16 protein-coding genes are annotated in these 15629 nt (G+C 71.4%); 11 read left to right on the top strand and 5 right to left on the bottom strand.

Annotation, left to right across the window (positions count from 1 at the left end; genetic code table 11):
- Positions 1–134: 134 nt before the first annotated feature.
- The gene (locus tag VSH64_RS25385) at positions 135–1175 is read left to right on the top strand and encodes an alpha/beta fold hydrolase (RefSeq protein WP_326565179.1); all 1041 of its coding nucleotides are present in this window, start codon (positions 135–137) and stop codon (positions 1173–1175) included.
- Positions 1176–1406: 231 nt separating this feature from the next.
- Positions 1407–2621 carry an MFS transporter gene (locus VSH64_RS25380; RefSeq protein WP_326565178.1) on the top strand — a complete coding sequence of 405 codons (1215 nt, stop codon included), beginning with the start codon at positions 1407–1409 and terminating at the stop codon, positions 2619–2621.
- A 9-nt stretch (positions 2622–2630) separates the two neighbouring features.
- Here VSH64_RS25380 and VSH64_RS25375 read toward each other — a convergent pair whose 3' ends face one another.
- A complete protein-coding gene (locus VSH64_RS25375) occupies positions 2631–3002 on the bottom strand; it encodes a hypothetical protein (protein WP_326565177.1) in 372 nt (123 codons plus the stop codon).
- Between the two features lie 183 nt (positions 3003–3185).
- Positions 3186–3959, bottom strand: coding sequence for a maleylpyruvate isomerase family mycothiol-dependent enzyme (locus VSH64_RS25370; protein ID WP_326565176.1), 774 nt, complete (start codon positions 3957–3959; stop codon positions 3186–3188).
- A gap of 144 nt (positions 3960–4103) precedes the next feature.
- Between VSH64_RS25370 and VSH64_RS25365 the strand changes: the two genes are divergently transcribed.
- Together VSH64_RS25365 and VSH64_RS25360 are read left to right on the top strand one after the other, a co-directional pair.
- Positions 4104–4952, top strand: a complete 849-nt coding sequence (locus VSH64_RS25365; RefSeq protein ID WP_326565175.1) for an NAD-dependent epimerase/dehydratase family protein — start codon at positions 4104–4106, stop codon at positions 4950–4952.
- A gap of 136 nt (positions 4953–5088) precedes the next feature.
- Positions 5089–5775, top strand: coding sequence for a Crp/Fnr family transcriptional regulator (locus VSH64_RS25360; protein ID WP_326565174.1), 687 nt, complete (start codon positions 5089–5091; stop codon positions 5773–5775).
- A 1-nt stretch (position 5776) separates the two neighbouring features.
- Here the strand turns inward: VSH64_RS25360 and VSH64_RS25355 are convergent, their stop codons facing one another.
- Positions 5777–6787, bottom strand: coding sequence for an NADP-dependent oxidoreductase (locus VSH64_RS25355; protein ID WP_326565173.1), 1011 nt, complete (start codon positions 6785–6787; stop codon positions 5777–5779).
- A 155-nt stretch (positions 6788–6942) separates the two neighbouring features.
- A complete protein-coding gene (locus VSH64_RS25350; protein ID WP_326565172.1) occupies positions 6943–7467 on the bottom strand; it encodes a winged helix-turn-helix transcriptional regulator in 525 nt (174 codons plus the stop codon).
- 107 nt (positions 7468–7574) lie between these two features.
- On the opposite strand from VSH64_RS25350, the gene VSH64_RS25345 reads away from it, so the two are divergent.
- Both VSH64_RS25345 and VSH64_RS25340 read left to right on the top strand, forming a co-directional pair.
- Positions 7575–7880, top strand: coding sequence for a putative quinol monooxygenase (locus VSH64_RS25345; protein ID WP_326565171.1), 306 nt, complete (start codon positions 7575–7577; stop codon positions 7878–7880).
- Positions 7881–7943: 63 nt separating this feature from the next.
- Positions 7944–8846: an NmrA family NAD(P)-binding protein gene (locus tag VSH64_RS25340; RefSeq protein WP_326565170.1), complete on the top strand. Its 903-nt coding sequence runs from the start codon at positions 7944–7946 to the stop codon at positions 8844–8846.
- Between the two features lie 41 nt (positions 8847–8887).
- Here VSH64_RS25340 and VSH64_RS25335 read toward each other — a convergent pair whose 3' ends face one another.
- Entirely contained in the window at positions 8888–9415 is a 528-nt protein-coding gene (locus VSH64_RS25335) for a winged helix-turn-helix transcriptional regulator (protein WP_326565169.1), read from the bottom strand.
- Between the two features lie 56 nt (positions 9416–9471).
- Between VSH64_RS25335 and VSH64_RS25330 the strand changes: the two genes are divergently transcribed.
- From VSH64_RS25330 to VSH64_RS25310, 5 genes are all read left to right on the top strand, one after another.
- A complete protein-coding gene (locus VSH64_RS25330; protein ID WP_326565168.1) occupies positions 9472–11031 on the top strand; it encodes an MFS transporter in 1560 nt (519 codons plus the stop codon).
- A 120-nt stretch (positions 11032–11151) separates the two neighbouring features.
- Positions 11152–12357 (top strand): beta-ketoacyl-[acyl-carrier-protein] synthase family protein, encoded by a 1206-nt coding sequence (locus VSH64_RS25325; protein WP_326565167.1) that lies wholly within the window; start codon positions 11152–11154, stop codon positions 12355–12357.
- Positions 12358–12564: 207 nt separating this feature from the next.
- A complete protein-coding gene (locus VSH64_RS25320) occupies positions 12565–13080 on the top strand; it encodes an SRPBCC family protein (protein WP_326565166.1) in 516 nt (171 codons plus the stop codon).
- 130 nt (positions 13081–13210) lie between these two features.
- Positions 13211–14056 carry a LuxR C-terminal-related transcriptional regulator gene (locus VSH64_RS25315; RefSeq protein ID WP_326565165.1) on the top strand — a complete coding sequence of 282 codons (846 nt, stop codon included), beginning with the start codon at positions 13211–13213 and terminating at the stop codon, positions 14054–14056.
- 154 nt (positions 14057–14210) lie between these two features.
- Entirely contained in the window at positions 14211–15584 is a 1374-nt protein-coding gene (locus VSH64_RS25310) for an amidohydrolase family protein (protein WP_326565164.1), read from the top strand.
- The last annotated feature ends 45 nt before the right edge of the window (positions 15585–15629 follow it).

Below are 15629 nucleotides of genomic sequence, written 5' to 3'. Positions count from 1 at the left end.
CGAGGCGTTCGGGGTCGACGGGCGACCGTGGTGATGACGTACACCGACAGCGTCACCTGACGCTCGCCGGGAAGATCACTGTCCACATAGGCTTCCGGTGTCCACGCAAAAGCACTATCCCTCAGGGAGTTTCGATGATCAACCGAAGGCAGTTCGGTCAGGCCTTCGCTGCGACAGCGGCCGCGGCCTCGCTGGCCGCGTGTTCCACCGGGCAGGGCGCGTCGGCGGCGGCCCCGTCGGCGGCTCCCGGCGCCGACCTCAGGGCCGGGTCCGGCAAGAACACCTCGCTCGGCACGATCAAGCAGGTGAAGGCCGGCCTGCTCGACGTCGGGTACGCCGAGTGGGGCCCGGCCACCGGCAAGCCGGTGATCCTGCTCCACGGCTGGCCGTACGACCCGCACAGCTACGTCGACGTCGGCCCGCTGCTCGCCGCGGCCGGCTACCACGTGTTCGCGCCGTTCCTGCGCGGCTTCGGGCCCACGACATTCCTGTCGAAGGACACCGTCCGCAATGGACAGCAGGCGGCGGTCGCGCTCGACATCGTCGCGATGATGGACGCGCTGCACCTCGACCGGGTGGTGTTCGGCGGTTACGACTGGGGGGTGCGCACGGTCGACGTGATCGCGGCGCTGTGGCCCGAGCGCGTGAAGGCGATGGTGGCGGTGAGTGGCTACGGCATCAACAACCTGGAAGCCAACAAACAGCCGCTGGCCCCGCTCGCCGAGTACGGCTGGTGGTACCAGTACTACCTCGCCACCGACCGCGGGGTGGCGGGCTACGCGAAGTACCGGCACGACTTCAACAAGCTGATCTGGAAGAACGTTTCGCCGAAGTGGGACTTCGACGACGCGACCTACGACCGCACGGCGAGCGCGTTCGACAACCCCGACCACGTGGCGATCGTCGAGCACAACTACCGCTGGCGGCTGAGCCTCGCGCCGGGTGAACCGCAGTACGACCAGTACGAGCGCAAGCTCGCCACCGCGCCCACCATCGGCGTCCCGACGATCACCATCGGCAGTGACTTCGACGCCGCCGCGGCCGACGGCAAGGCGTACCGCGACAAGTTCACCGGCAAGTACGAGCACCGCACGTTCACCGGAATCGGGCACAACGTTCCGCAGGAAGCACCCCAGCCGTTCGCGAAGGCCATTGTGGACGTCGACAAGTTCTGACCACGCCGCGGGCGGGAAACGTCCGTTGCACGAACATTGTCGTGTTCTCCGCCGGGTTTGTGTGGCACTGGACACGAGCGGGCCGGTGACGCGGGCGGGCTTGCGAAGATCGGGCCGTGAGCTCAGGACTTCTCGTGGCCGAAATACCAGGACTCCTCGCTCTGCGGCACCCGCTCGCTCGCAGAGCGGACGGATCCGGGCGTGGTGCGGGCACCGTGGCGGTGGCCGGGCGTGGCTGAAGAGTTCCGGCTGCGGTCGGTGGCCGTCGCGGTGTACGGCCCGGCCGCGTTGTTCGGGCTGGCGGAAGGTTCGATGCTGCCGGTGGTTGCGATCAGCGCGATCGACCGCGGCGCCACCACCTCGGTGGCGGCGCTCATCGGCGCGTTGATCGGGATCGGCGCGCTGATCACGAACATCCCGGCGGGCATCCTCGCGACCCGCGTGGGTGAGCGGAAGTCGATGCTGCTGGCGGCGTTCGTGTCGGCGGTGGGGCTGGCGCTGTGCCTGGTGAACATCGGCTCAGGTCAGTCGGCGCTGGTGATCTACGGCGCCGGCGTGCTGCTCATCGGCGCCGCCGGCTCGGTCTACGGCCTGGCCCGCCAGTCGTACCTCACGGAAGCGGTACCGCTGCACATGCGGGCCCGGGCGTTGTCGACGCTCGGCGGCACGATGCGCGTCGGGTTGTTCGTGGGGCCGTTCGGCGGGGCCGCCGCGATGCAGATCTGGGGCCCGGCGGGTGCGTACTACCTGAGCCTCGTGGCCGTGGTCGCCGCCGGCGTGGTCGCCTACCGCGTGCCCGACCTGGAGACGACCGAGGAACACCGCGCGGCCGCGGCGTCGATCACCACGTGGGGGATGGCCAAGCAGAAGTGGCGGGTGTACGCGACGCTCGGCGTCGGCATCCTGCTCCTCTCGGCGATCCGCCAGACGCGCCAGACCGTGGTCCCGCTTTGGGCGGCACACCTCGGCCTCTCGCCCACGGTCAGCTCACTCATCTACGGCTTCGCCGGCGCGATCGACGCCCTGGTCTTCTACCCGGCCGGCAAGCTGATGGACCGGCGCGGCCGGCGGTGGGTCGCCGTGCCGTCGTCGTTCGTGCTCGGGGTTTCCTTCGTGCTCATGCCGTTCACGCACGGGCCGGTGCTGCTGGGCCTCGTGGCCATGGTCATGGGCTTCGGCAACGGCATCGGCTCGGGCATCGTGATGACGCTCGGCGCCGACGTGTCGCCGACTGTCGGCCGCCCCACACACCTCGGCATCTGGAACGAACTGGCCGACGTCGGCACCGGCCTCGGGCCGCTGCTGCTGGCCGCGGTGACCGCACTGGCGGGGCTCGGGCTCGGCATCGTGGCGAGCGGCCTGGTCGGCTTCGCCGCGGCGGGCGCGATGTGGACGTGGATTCCGCGGTCGGCGCGCCGGGTCCGGGGAGTGGTGGAGCGGACGTGAGCGCTCGGCTCAGGCGTCGAACCAGCCCGCGATGCCGAGCCGCCCGGCCCGAAGGTGCGTGAACGCGAGCACCGCGGCGGGGACCGCGAAGAAGTGTCCGTTCAGCGCTAGCCCGATTCCCTGGGCACCGATGAGCACGGCGAGGGTGGTCATGGTGTGCAGAACCCACCGCGCACCCCCGCCGAGCGCGACCGCGCACGTCGCGAACAACGCCGCGGCGGCCACGTCGAGCACCACGCCGCCGACGAGGAACCCCCGCCACCAGCCGCTGCTGTCCCCGAGTTCGGCGACCGCGAAGCCCACCGCCAGCAAGGCGGTGAGGACCTCCAGCCACAACACCCACCGCAGGACCCGGACGGCCGGTGGTTCGTCGACGGCCACGTGTTCTCAGCCGACCACGAGTTGTGGCACGAACACCATCGCCGGTTCGAATTCGCCCACTTCGTGCGGCAATTCGCACACCCCAGAGCCGATCACGGACGAAGGTTATCGCGCGAGAGTGCGACAGCGGGCTGACCGTGGTCCGGCTCGGTCAGCCCGCTCGGTTGAGCTTCGGCAGCCGGGTCAGAAGCCGGGGAAAACGCGGCGCAGGTCGTCCAGGGTGAGGGTGCCCTCGACGGTCACGCCGGTGTCGTAGGGGGCCTTGAGGCGGCCGCTGATCAGGCGGACGAAGGCCTCGGCCGGGCCGTTGAAGGTGGCCGACGGTGATTCGAGGTGGTCGACCAACGTCACGGCATCGTCGATCACGAGGGCGCCGCCGGGGATCGCGAGGGAGGCCGGGGCCGAGAGTTCGGCCGGCTTGGCCAGGAAGCCCAGCATGAACCCGACGGGTCCGGCGTAGAGGTCCACGAGGACCGCGGCCGAGTCGGCGTTCACGCCGGCGGTCTTGTCGAACGCCACGCGCACGTCCCACGAGTGGTTGGCCACCTCGCTGAGCCGCATGCCCACGGCGGTCAGCAGCGGCACGGGCTCGGGCAGGAACCCGAGGTCGACGGTCAGCGACGAGCGCTGCTCGGGCGTGAGCGCCTCGACCGTGTCGAGCCAGCGGGCGTTGTGCGCGAGGAAACCTTCGGCCTGCTCACGCGGGGAGGACCCGTCCCACCGGGCCCAGATCGTCGGGTTGTCCTCGGCGGCCACGGTCTCGCCGGCCGCGCGGGCGATCGGCGCGCGGCCGATCTCGGCGCCGCTGCCGAGGTGGGAGAGGGCCTGCGCGACCGTCCACTCGGCAGCGCCGCTGGGCTGGGCCAGCTGGTCGTCGGTGAGGTTCCGGACGAGGTCGGCGAGCGTGTCGTGCTCGGTGCGCAGGGCGGTGATCGTGCGGTCCACGAGTTGGCTCATGCCACGCTCAACTCCGCGGCGGGCGTGAGTGTTCCGCGGATCACTCGGTGATGCCCACGAGGTATCACAGACGGCGGAACAGGTCTTGGACGTGCGCACCGGCTCGGCAGCACAGTGAAGGGGTACCGAGCAGAAGGAGCAGTGATGAAGGTCTTCCTGACCGGCGGATCCGGCTACATCGGCCGGGCCACGATCGCCGAGCTGGTGAAGCAGGGCCACACCGTGGCCGCGCTCGCCCGCAGTGAGCGCGCCGAGGCGGCCGTGGAGGCGGCCGGCGCCGAAGCCGTGCGCGGTGAGCTCACCGACCTGGCCGTGCTGGCGCGCTCCGCTGCGAGCGCCGACGCGGTGATCCACCTGGCGCAGGCTTCCTCGGGTGACGAGGACCTGGCCGCGGCCACGGCGATGCAGAACGGCGTCGGCGAAGGCACCTACGTGCACACCGGCGGCACCTGGGTCTACGGCGACACCGGCGGCGTCGTCGACGAGACCGCGCCGTGGCAGCCGCCGGCCGCCGTCGCATGGCGCAAGCCGGTGGAAGACGCCGTGCTCGCCCACACCGGACGGCCGGTGATCGTGCAGCCGGGCCTGCTCTACGGCGGCGACAACCGGCTGATCGACGCCTTCTTCGTGCAGCCCGGCAAGAACAACGGCGCCATCGCCTACCTCGGCGACGGCACCAACCACTGGGCGCTGGTCCACGTCGACGACCTCGCCTCGCTCTACGTCGCCGCGCTGGCAGCCCCGGCGGGCTCGGTCTACGTGGGGGTCGGCGGCGTGAACCCGACCGCGAAGCAGGTCGCCGAGGCCTGTGCGCACGCCGCCGGGCTCGACGGCAAAACGACGTCGATCACGCTCGAGCAGGCACGCACCGAAATGGGTCCGATCGCCGACGCGTTCGCGCTCGACCAGCAGCTCACGCCGGCCAAGGCGCAGCGCGAACTCGCGTGGCAGCCGCGGTACACCGATCCGCTCGCGGTGCTGGCGCGGGGCTGAGCCGGGCGACCGGGTCGATCGCCGGCGGCCCGGGAATCCGCGGACGCCGTGGCCGAGCCGCGACAAGTGGCTGCCCCGGTACGCCCGGTGAGTAAAGTCGGTCTGGTTCGAAACCGGCCGGTGGAGAGGCTCCGGGATGCGTGCGGTACCCAGTGGGTCGCTCGAGGCGTGGCGCCACAGCCACCTCGCCGAGCTGCCCGACGAGGTCCGCACGGCCATGCTCGCGGAAGCCGTGGTTCTCACCGTGCCGGCCGGCAACGTGCTCGGCGAGGACAGCCGCCCGACGCTGGCGTTGATCCACTCGGGACTCACCCGCGTGGTCCTCAGTGGACCGGACGGCCGCACCGCCACCGTCCGCTACGCGGGTGCCGGCCAGGTCCTCGGCCTCACGTCGGCGGTCGCCAACGGGTCGCCGTGGCTGGGCTACGCGATCACCGAGTGCCGGATCTCCTTCCTCAACGCGGAAACGCTGCGCCGCTTCGGCCAGACGGACGCGCGGGTCGCGTGGTCGCTGGCCCGGCAGCTGGCGCGCGTGTGCTTCGAGGTCGTGGACACGTTGGGCGCCAACGTGTTCGGCACCATCGACCAACGCGTGAGCCGCCACCTGCTGGAGCTGGCCGTGCGCCGGCCGGAGGGCCTCGTGGTGACGACCGACCAGCACGAGCTCGCGCAGTCGGTGGGTTCGGTGCGGGAGGTGGTGGCGCGGTCGCTGCGGTCGTTGCGCGAACGCGGGGTGCTGAGCCGGCTGCCGAAGGGTGGCCTGCTGATCGTGCGGCCCGAGGTCCTCGAACGCCTCGTGCGCGGCGAAGACCCGGGCGAGTAGCTCAGCCCAGCTTCACCAGCGCCTTGCCGTGGTTGGTGCCGGTGAGCAGCAGCCGGATGCCGTCGGGCGCGGCTTTCAGACCGTCGAGCACGTGCTCCTGGCAGCGCAGCTCGCCCGCGCGCACCCGCGGCAGCAGGTCGGCCTCGACCTCGTCGAACCGGTCGGCGTGGTCCAGGTAGATGAACCCCTCCATCCGGACGCGGTTCGGCAGCAGGTGGAACCAGTTGCGCAGCGGGGCCGGCCCGCCCTCGCGGTAACGGGAGACCGCGCCGCAGAGGACCACGCGGGCCTTCACGGCGAGGTGCGGCAGGAGCGCGTCGAGCATCGCCCCGCCGACGTTGTCGAACACCACGTCGACCCGGTCGGGTGCGAGCTCGGCGATGGCCGTCGCGACGTCCTGCTCGCGGTAGTCCACGCAGTCCACCGCACCGAGTTCCCTGACCAGCGCGCACTTTTCCGGCGTGCCGGCGACCCCGATCACGCGGGCGCCGGCGGCCACGGCGAGCTGCACGGCGAGCGAGCCGACCGCGCCGGCGGCCGCGGTGACCACCACGGTCTCACCCGGCGCGGGCCGTCCGATGTCGTGCAGGCCCAGCCACGCCGTCTGCCCGGAGATGCCGAGCACGTGCAGCGCGGCCTGCAGCGGCACACCCTCGGGCACCTTCCGCAGCGTCGAGCCGTCGACCACCGCGTGTTCCTGCCAGCCCAGCAGCCCGGACACGCGGTCGCCGGCGGCGAAATCAGGGTGCCGCGACTGCGTGACTACGCCGGCGCCGAGCGCGCGCATCGCCTCGCCCAGCGGAGCCGGGGGCAGGTAGTTGCGCACGTCGTTCATCCAGCCGCGGGTCGCGACGTCGAGCGACAGCCACGCGACCCGCACCAGCACCTGGCCGTCCTGCACCGCGGGCACGGGCGCGTGGTCCTCGTAGCGCAGCACGCCGTCTTCGAGCGGGCCGGTGGTGGTGGCGGGGCGGGCGGCGAGCACGTAACGCCGGGTGTGGGTCGTGGGCATGGTTCTCTCCTCGAAGGTCTCGCCACCCTCAACGCGGGCGTCGCCGAGTCGATCGCGCGCCGTGTGACTTGAGTCGGATCGAGGAGGTACTCCGGTCGGTGCGACCGCCGTCCACTGTGGTCGCACGTCCGCAGGAGGTCGTCGGCGGCGGGTGGTCAGCGCGCCGTCGAGATCGGGTCGAGCAGCCGTCGCGGCACGTTGAGCGCGGCCGACACCGGGTCAGGTTCGGTGTCGCTCGGCCGGAACCCGGGGCCGGGCTCGATGCGCACGTCGCCGGCCGCGACCAGCTCGCCGCACTTCTCACACCGGCCCTCGTGGTCGAGCAGCGCGCCGTCCGCGTCGTGGCGCAGCGTGCGCTTCGCGCCGGCGGGCGAGTAGAACTCGTCGCCCCAGTTGATGAGCGAACGCACGATCGGCCACAGCGCCACGCCCTTGTCGGTGAGCACGTAGTCCACCGTGCCCGCGCTGTCGTCCCGCGTGAGCACCCCTTCGTGCACCAGGAGCTTCAGCCGGTTGGTGAGCACAGCGCGGGGGATGCCGAGCTGCGTGGCGAAGTCCCCGAAGCGGCGCACGCCGTAGAACGAGTCGCGGACGATGAGCAGGGTCCACCGCTCGCCGACGATCTCCAGGGCTCGCGCCAGGGAGCAGTTTCGGTCCGCGTAGGTGCTGGGCAGCGACATACCGGCAGTCTACTCCGCTAGTTCACTCACTGAACTGCACCGTGCTACAGTCGCCGTAGTTCAGTCACTGAACTGCGTTGGACTGTCGATCCCCTGGAGATCCGCCGATGTACCAGTTCCTCGTTTCCTTCACCGTCCAACCCGGCCACCGCGACGATTTCGTCCGCGTGGCCCGGAAAACCGGCGCCGACTCCCTCGCGAACGAACCGGGTTCCCTGCGGTTCGAGGTCATCGCCGACGAGGACGACCCGAACGTCTTCTACCTCAACGAGGTCTACGCCGACGTCGCCGCGTTCAACGCCCATGCGCAGGGTCCGTACTTCGGCGCGTTCTTCGCCGAGGCCACCACGTTCGCCGAAGGCCCGGTGTGGCTGATGAAGGGCGACCTCGTCGAAACCGGCGCCGCGGCCTGAGTGAGCCGGTGCCCGCGACGGCAGCCGCCGGGCCGGCCCGATGATCGACGAAAGGCAATGAAGATGACCGACGACAGGCTGTTCCTGATCACCGGCGCGACCGGTAAGACCGGCGGTGGCGCGCTGCGGCTGCTGCTCGACGGCGGCCACCGCGTGCGGGCGATGGTGCGCCGTGAGGACGACCGGTCCGCGGCGCTGGCCAGGGCCGGGGCCGAGGTGGTGGTGGCCGATCTGCACGACCTCGACGGCATGACCGACGCGGTGCGAGGGGTGAGTGGCGCGTACTTCTGCCACCCGATCCTGCCCGGCCTCCTGGAGGCGACGGTGATCTTCGCCCAGGCCGCGAGCGAGGCCGGGGTGCGATCGGTGGTGAACATGTCGCAGATCTCGGCTCGGCGCGAGGCCGGGAGCGACGCCGCGCGCCAGCACTGGCTGGGCGAGCGGCTGCTCGACCGCACCGACCTGCTCACCACGCACATCAGGCCGACGTTCTTCGCCGAGTGGCTCAAGCTGTGGTGGGAGAAGCGCGACGGCGAGGGGTACCTGCGGCTGCCGTTCGGCGAGGGCCGCCACGCGCCGATCGCGGCGGCCGACCAGTCGCGCGTGATCGCCGCGCTGCTCGTGCAGCCCGAGCCGCACAACCGTGCCGCGTACTCCCTGCATGGCCCGGTCGAGCTCGACCACCACGAGATCGCGAAGGCCATGGCCGCCGAGCTCGGTCACCCCGTGCACTACGAGCCGATCAGCGTCGAGGAGTTCGCCGCCTCGGGGCTGGCGCGTGGCACCGACCCGCACCTCGTGCAGCACCTGTCGAACGTCGCGATCGACTACCGCAACGGCGTGTTCTCCGGCACGAACGACATCGTCGAGAAGGTCGGTGGCCGGGCGCCGCTGTCGGTCGGGCAGTACGTGCGGGAGAACCGGGCCGCCTTTGCGGCGAGCGGGCCGCGGTTCGTGCCCGCGTGATGAGCGTCAGGTTGCGACGGTCCACGCCGGACGGTCGTGGGCTACGAGCGTCGCGCCTTGCGGCCTTCGCGGATGGTCTGCGCCGCGGCGTCCTCGATGCCGACGTCGTGGCCCGCCGCGCAGCGCACCACGGCGGTGAGCGGTTCGCCGCACTCGGCGTGCACCAGCTCGACCCCGCCTTCGCGGCCCTCGAGCGTGGCACCCCAGCTCATCATCGCCACGACCACGGGGAACAGCGTGCGGCCGCGCTCGGTGAGCACGTATTCCTGGCGGGTGCGCGACCCCGGCTCCTGGTAGGGCTGCTGGCGCAGCAGGCCGTCGTCCACGAGCTGCTTGAGCCGCTTCGCCGCGACCGCGTCGCTGAGCCCGGTGCGGCGGGCGAGCTCGTCGAAGCGCCGGCCGCCGTAGAACGCCTCGCGCAGCAGGATCATCGCCGAGCGCGTGCCGACGAGCTCCAGCGTGCGTTCGAGCTTGCACCAGCCTTCGGCGGTGAACGCGTCCCGGTCGGCGAACCGGCCGATGCGGGACACGACGGGACGATCCGCCGTGGGCTCCTGAGTGTGTGCCATGGACCTCACCCTACCTGTCTAGCGTCGAGCATAGTCAGACTGCTAGCGTGCTGACTATGCCTTTGGAAAGCCAGCAAATGTCCGCGACCGGCTCGGCGGCCGCGAGAGCCGGGGCCGGCGCGCCCCTCGAAGGCCGGTGGCAGGCCCTTGCGGTGGTCTGCCTCGGCGTGATGATGGCGTTCGTCAACGTCTCGTCGTTGATCTCCGCGCTGCCGGCCATCCAGTCCGATCTGCACACCTCGCCGGCCCAGCTGGTGTGGGTGAGCAGCGCGTACACCCTCGCCGTGGTGAGCGTGGTGCTCTCGGCGGGCACGCTCGGGGACCTGATCGGCCGTCGGGCCGTGTTCCTCGGCGGCGTCGCGGTGTTCGCCGTGAGCAGCGCGCTGGCGTTCTTCTCCGACAGCGCGGGCCTGCTGATCGCCGCGCAGGCGCTGATGGGCATCGGCGGCGCCGCGATCCTGCCGGCCAGCCTGTCGATCGTGAGCCACGCGTTCACCGATCCGCGCGAACGCACCAGCGCGATCAGCGTGTGGGCGAGCTGTTCCGGGCTGGGCCTCGCGATCGGCCCGCCGGTGGCGGGCATCCTGCTCGACCACGCGAGCTGGCACGCGGTGTTCCTGATCAATGTGGTGCTCGGCGTCGTCGCGATCGCGCTCACGCCGCTGCTGGTCCCGGAGAGCAAGCACCCGACGCGGCGGCTCGACCCGGCCGGGGTCGTGCTCGGCACGGTCGTGGTCGCGTCGGCGACCTACGCGATCATCGAAGGCGGGTCCGTCGGTTACACGGCCGCGCAGATCGTTGCGGCGTACGTGGTTTTCCTGGTGTCGCTCATCGCTTTCGTGCGCATCGAGCTGCGCCACCACGACCCGATGCTCGACCTGCGGCTGTTCAAGAGCCCGTCGTTCGCGGTGGTGATGGGGGTCGCGACCGCGACGATGTTCGGGTTCGTCGGGATCTCCCTGCTGAGCGTGCTCTACCTCGAACGCGTGCAGCACCTCGGTGCGCTGGCCACCGGCCTGCGGATGCTGGCCATGTTCGGCACCTACATCGTGGTCAGCGCCGTGGCCGCGCGGCTCGTGCGGCGCGTCGGGGTCCGCGCGATGCTCACCGGGGGCCTGGTGATCATGGGCGCGGGTTCGCTGATCCTGCTGGCGGCCGGGGCGAGCTCGGGATTCGGGTCGATGTTCCCCGGCCTGCTCATCGTCGGCATCGGCTCGGGCCTGCTGGTGGCCCCCTCGACCGCGGCCGCGGTGAACAGCGTGCCCACGCAGCAGGCCGGCATGGCCAGTGCCGCGGTGAACATGTTCCGGCAGCTGGGCAGCGTGCTCGGCCCGAGCGTGCTGGGCACGATCGTCACGACCCGGTTCCCGCACAACTTGACCGACCGCCTGCTCGACGGCGGCGTACCCACCGCAACCACGCGGCAGATCGTGGACGGCGCGAGCCACGGCGGCAGCACCGCCGGCCTTCCGGCTTCCCTGCAGGCGACGGTCACCGGATCCGCCGGCCCGGCGTTCACCGACGCCGTCCACTTAGGACTGCTCATCGGCGGCATCGTCCTGCTCGTGACAGCGGTGCCGACCATGGCCTTCGTCGGCAAAAGCCGACGGAGCTGAACGGAGTTCGTGGAGAAGCTCACCGGCACCACGGCGTGAGGCTGCGATCGGCATCTGACTTTGCAAAAGCTTAGTCAGGAGCTAGGCTGAAAGCACCCCAGTTTTCGAAGGAGCACGTGCATGAAGCCAGCCCTCAACCGGCGCGTCGCGGTGACCGGCATCGGTGTCGTCTCGCCGGCCGGGATCGGTGTGAAGGCGTTCTGGGCAGGGCTGGCGCGCCCGGCCGGCCCCGCGAGCGTGCGGCGCCTCGACGGGTTCGCGCCGCGGCGGTGGATGTCGCACAAGGTGGCGCGCACGGCGGACATCGCCACGCAGATGGCCGTCGCGGCGGCCGACGAGGCGTTGGCGGACGCGGGGCTGCTGACCGGGGAGATCGAGCCGACGGTCTCGGTGCGCGACGCCGACCGGGCGGCGGTGTCGCTCGGCACCGGCATCGGCGGGGTGTCCACATTGGAATCGCAAGCCGAGGTCCTGGCCGCCCACGGCGTGCGCAAGGTTTCGCCGCACGTGGTGCCGATGACGATGCCGAACGCCGGTGCTGCCGCGCTGAGCATCCGCTACGGTTTCCGCGGCAGCGCGTCGGTGATCACCACCGCGTGCGCCGCCGGTACCGACGCGATCGCCGCCGGCGCGCGGCTCATTGCGTCCGGGGCGGCCGACCTCGTGCTCGCGGGCGGCAGCGATTCGAGTCTCACCCCGGTGTGCGTGGCCGGGTTCACCAACATGCGCGCGCTGAGTCGCAGCGGGATCTCGCGGCCGTTCGACGTGGACCGCGACGGTCTCGCCGCGTCGGAGGCGGCCGGCATCCTCGTGCTGGAGCCGCTGGAGCAGGCGCTCGACCGCGGCGCGAGCATCTACCTCACCATCGACGGCGCCGCCTCGACCGCCGACGCCCACCACGTCACGGCGCCCGCACCGGACGGAGCCGGCGCCGAGCGGTGCATGCGGCTGGCGATCGAGGACGCGGGGTACGCGCCGGCCGACATCACGCACGTGAATGCCCACGGCACCTCGACCGCGTTGAACGACGCCGCGGAAGCGCACGCCCTCCGGCGCGTGTTCGGTGCGGCGCGGCCGCTCGTGACCAGCATCAAGGGCGCCACCGGCCACTCGTTCGGCTCAGCCGGTGCGGTCGAAGCCGTCGCGGTGGCCCTCACGATGGCCCACGAGCTGATCCCGCCGACGCTCGGACTGTCCACTCAGGACCCGGCCCTCGATCTCGACGTGGCCCGCGAGCTCACCCCGTGGACGCCGGGGCCGGTGCTGTCCAACAGCTTCGGCTTCGGCGGCCACAACGGCAGCCTCGTGTTCTCGCCGCTCGCCTGATCCCGGAGGTGCTCGGCGCGGCAGATCCGCGGCCCTCTCACCGGTCATGATCGCGCCGGGCCCGGAAGCGGACGCGCCTCCGGGCCCGGCGCGGACGTCGACCGGAGACGCCCTGAGCGTGCGCCGAACTTTTTCCGGCGAACCTGTCGAAACGGCGCCGGTGCGTTCGTGGGGTGGGTGACGAACCCGAGAACCGAGGAGCGCGCCATGACCGAGAACACCGAGACCACCGAAGTCGTCACCGCCACCCGCACCATCCCGGCTTCCGCCGCGCAGATCTTCGCGGTGCTCGCCGACCCGGGCGCCCACGCGTCGATCGACGGCACCGGCTGGGTCCGCGAACCGCTCGACACCGCGCCGCTGACCGAGGTGGGCCAGCTCTTCCGCATGGCCATGTACCACAACGCCCGCGCGATCGGCGACTACCGCGTGGTCAACCAGGTGCACACCTTCGACCGGCCGCGCACCATCGCCTGGCTGACCGGCACCGAGCGGCCCGACGGCACGCTGGAGCTCGGCGGCTGGCTCTGGCGCTACGACCTCACGCCGCTCGGCCCGGCCGAGACCGCGGTCACGCTCACCTACGACTGGTCGGCCGTGCCCGCGCACATCCGGGCCCGGGGCATCACGTTTCCGCCGTTCGGGCCCGAGCACCTTGACAATTCGCTGCACCACCTCACCGCGCTGGCCGTTTCGAGTCGGTCTTTTGCCCACCGGAACTGATTCCTGTCAAGTCGTCCTCGCTTGAACGTTTCTTCGCCCCGGTGAACGCGGGGGGTACACTGGCGAGCCCCAAACCAGTGCTACACCTGCGTTTCCAGGGAATCCGAAGAGGACACCGGGAGGCACCTCCGTGGACGATTCATGGCCGGCGATCGCGCGGTTCGCCGAATTCGTGTGCGGCACCCTCGGCTCCGCCCAGGTCCAGCAGCGGGCGTTGCCGGAGGTCGCGCGGTTGACGCGGAGCGAGGCCGGTGCGGTGTACCTGCTCGACCGGCACAACCGGCGCACGCTCGCGTCGTCGATCGGTGAACCGCCGACGCTGGTCTACGAGTTCGACGAGCTGCGCGACCCGTGCGAATACCTGCGGCGCGCCATGAGCACGCAGTATTCGGTGCACGACGCGATGATCCACCGCACCGCGGACGACCACCACCGGTCACCGGTCGGGCAGGTGCTCACCCGCAACGGGTTCGAGCACTGCCTGGCCGTGCCGCTCATCCGCAACGGCCGCACGTTCGGGATGATCACGTTGTCGCGGCGCAGCGGGCGGCCCGCGTTCGGCGCGCCCGAGCAGCAGGTGGCCGACAAGATGGCGCGGTTCGTGTCGGTCGCACTGGCCAACGCCACGGTGTACGAGGCCGCGGCCGGGCCGGCCGGGTTCCAGGAGACCGTGGCGCAGAAGACGGCGTCGAGCGTGGTCGAGGTGCGCACCACGCGGCTCAGTGAAAATGTGAGTGTGGCGCTGCAAACGCAGGAGCGCAGCAAGAAGCCGGGCCTCGAGGCGAGTCTCACGGCGCGGGAGGCCGAGGTGCTCGACCTCGTGTCCCGCGGCCTGGCGAACCTCGAGATCGCCGCCGAGCTCGGGATCGCGCTCAACACCGTGAAGCAGCACCTCAAGCACGTGTACCACAAGCTCGGCGCCCGATCGCGGCTCGACGCGATGCGCACCACGGAACGGCTGGCGCAAACCGGCTGAACCGGACAGTCGCCGCACCGAATACCACCTGAGGGTTATGGCCCTGGTCGTTCTCGCGGCGGAAGGTGGGCTTCGCGGGCCCGGAAACGGTCCCGGAAAGCCCACCTCCCGAGAGGACGATTCGAGTGACCCGACACGTCGATGGGGCAGCGCGGTGAGGCCGGCCCAGGTGGACCTGGTGATCACGGCCGGGGCGATCGCGACGATGGACGCGACCCGCCGGATCATCCGCGACGGCGCGATCGCCATCGCCGGCAGCCGGATCGTTGCGGTGGGCAAACGCGACGAGATCCTCGCGACCCATGCGCCGGCGAAGCTGATCGAGCGGCCGGGCGGCCTGCTCACGCCCGGGCTGATCGACTGCCACCACCACCCGGCGGGCGCGTTCCTGATCAGCGGGGTCGTCGACGAGCTGCCGCAGCTGCAGCGCCTGAAGGAACGCGTGATCCCGCACGAGGACCAGCTCACGGAGGACGAAGCGTACGTCGCGGCGTCGGCGAGCTTCGCCGAGCTGATCCGCCACGGCACCACCTGCTTCGCCGACGCTGGCGGGCCGCGCACGGCCGCGACGGCGCGGGCCGCGCTGGACCTCGGCATCCGGGGCGTGCTGGCGGCGAAGTCGGGGGACCGCTCCGGACCGTTCGGCGGCGAGGTGCCGAGCGCCGAGGCCTGTCTCGCCGAGGCCGACGACATCTACGACCGCTTCCGCGGAGCCGGCGACGGCCGGTTGAAGGTCTGGTACGACCTCGACCTCCCGCAGGCCGTGAGCGACACGTTGCTCGAAGGTGTCGTCGAGCGAGTGTCCACACGCGACACCGGGATCGTGGGCCACTTCATCGGACAGCCGACCGACGCGAGCCGCAACCCGGAAATCGAGCGCTACCAGCGGTTCGGCGTGTTCGACCAGCGGGTGGTCCTCGCGCACATCGGCTGGCTGCCCGAAGACGACGTGAAGCTGCTGGCCGCCTCCGGCGCCTCGATCGCGCACGCACCGTCGTCGAGCCTCATGGGCGGCAACGGCTGGGTTGCCCACGGGGTGATCCCCGACCTCGTGGCCGCCGGCGCGAACCTCACACTCGGCACGGACGCGGCGGCCGCGAGCCGCTTCCTCGACCTGGTGCGCGTGATGTATCTCGCCGCCACCACGCACCGGGACGCGCGCCGCGACCCGCTCATCATGGGCGCGCACTCGGTGTTCGAAATGGCGACGGTCAACGCCGCGCAGGCCCTCGGCTGGGCCGACGAGATCGGCTCGATCGAGCCCGGCCGCGCCGCCGACGTGGTGGTGTTCGACGCGACCAGCCTCGCGTGGTCCCCGCACCGGCTGGCCAACCCGATCGCCGACCTCGTGTACTCCGGCAGCGGCGAGAACGCCGACACGGTGGTGATCAACGGCCGCGTGGTGCTGGAGGACAAACGTCTGCTGACGGTGGACGTCGAGGAGCTCGCGAAGGAGGTCGACCGCGTCGCGGACACGGCGCTGGACCGGCTGGGCCACCGGCCCGCGCCGCGGTGGCCGATGGAGTGACGGGCTGAACCGCCCGCGCCGGGCCTGCCGATCAGCTGCCCGCCG

Source organism: Amycolatopsis rhabdoformis, from assembly GCF_035918295.1.
Taxonomy (GTDB): domain Bacteria; phylum Actinomycetota; class Actinomycetes; order Mycobacteriales; family Pseudonocardiaceae; genus Amycolatopsis; species Amycolatopsis rhabdoformis.
Note: the sequence above shows the minus strand (reverse complement) of the source record. Positions and strands in the feature narration are given on the sequence as shown.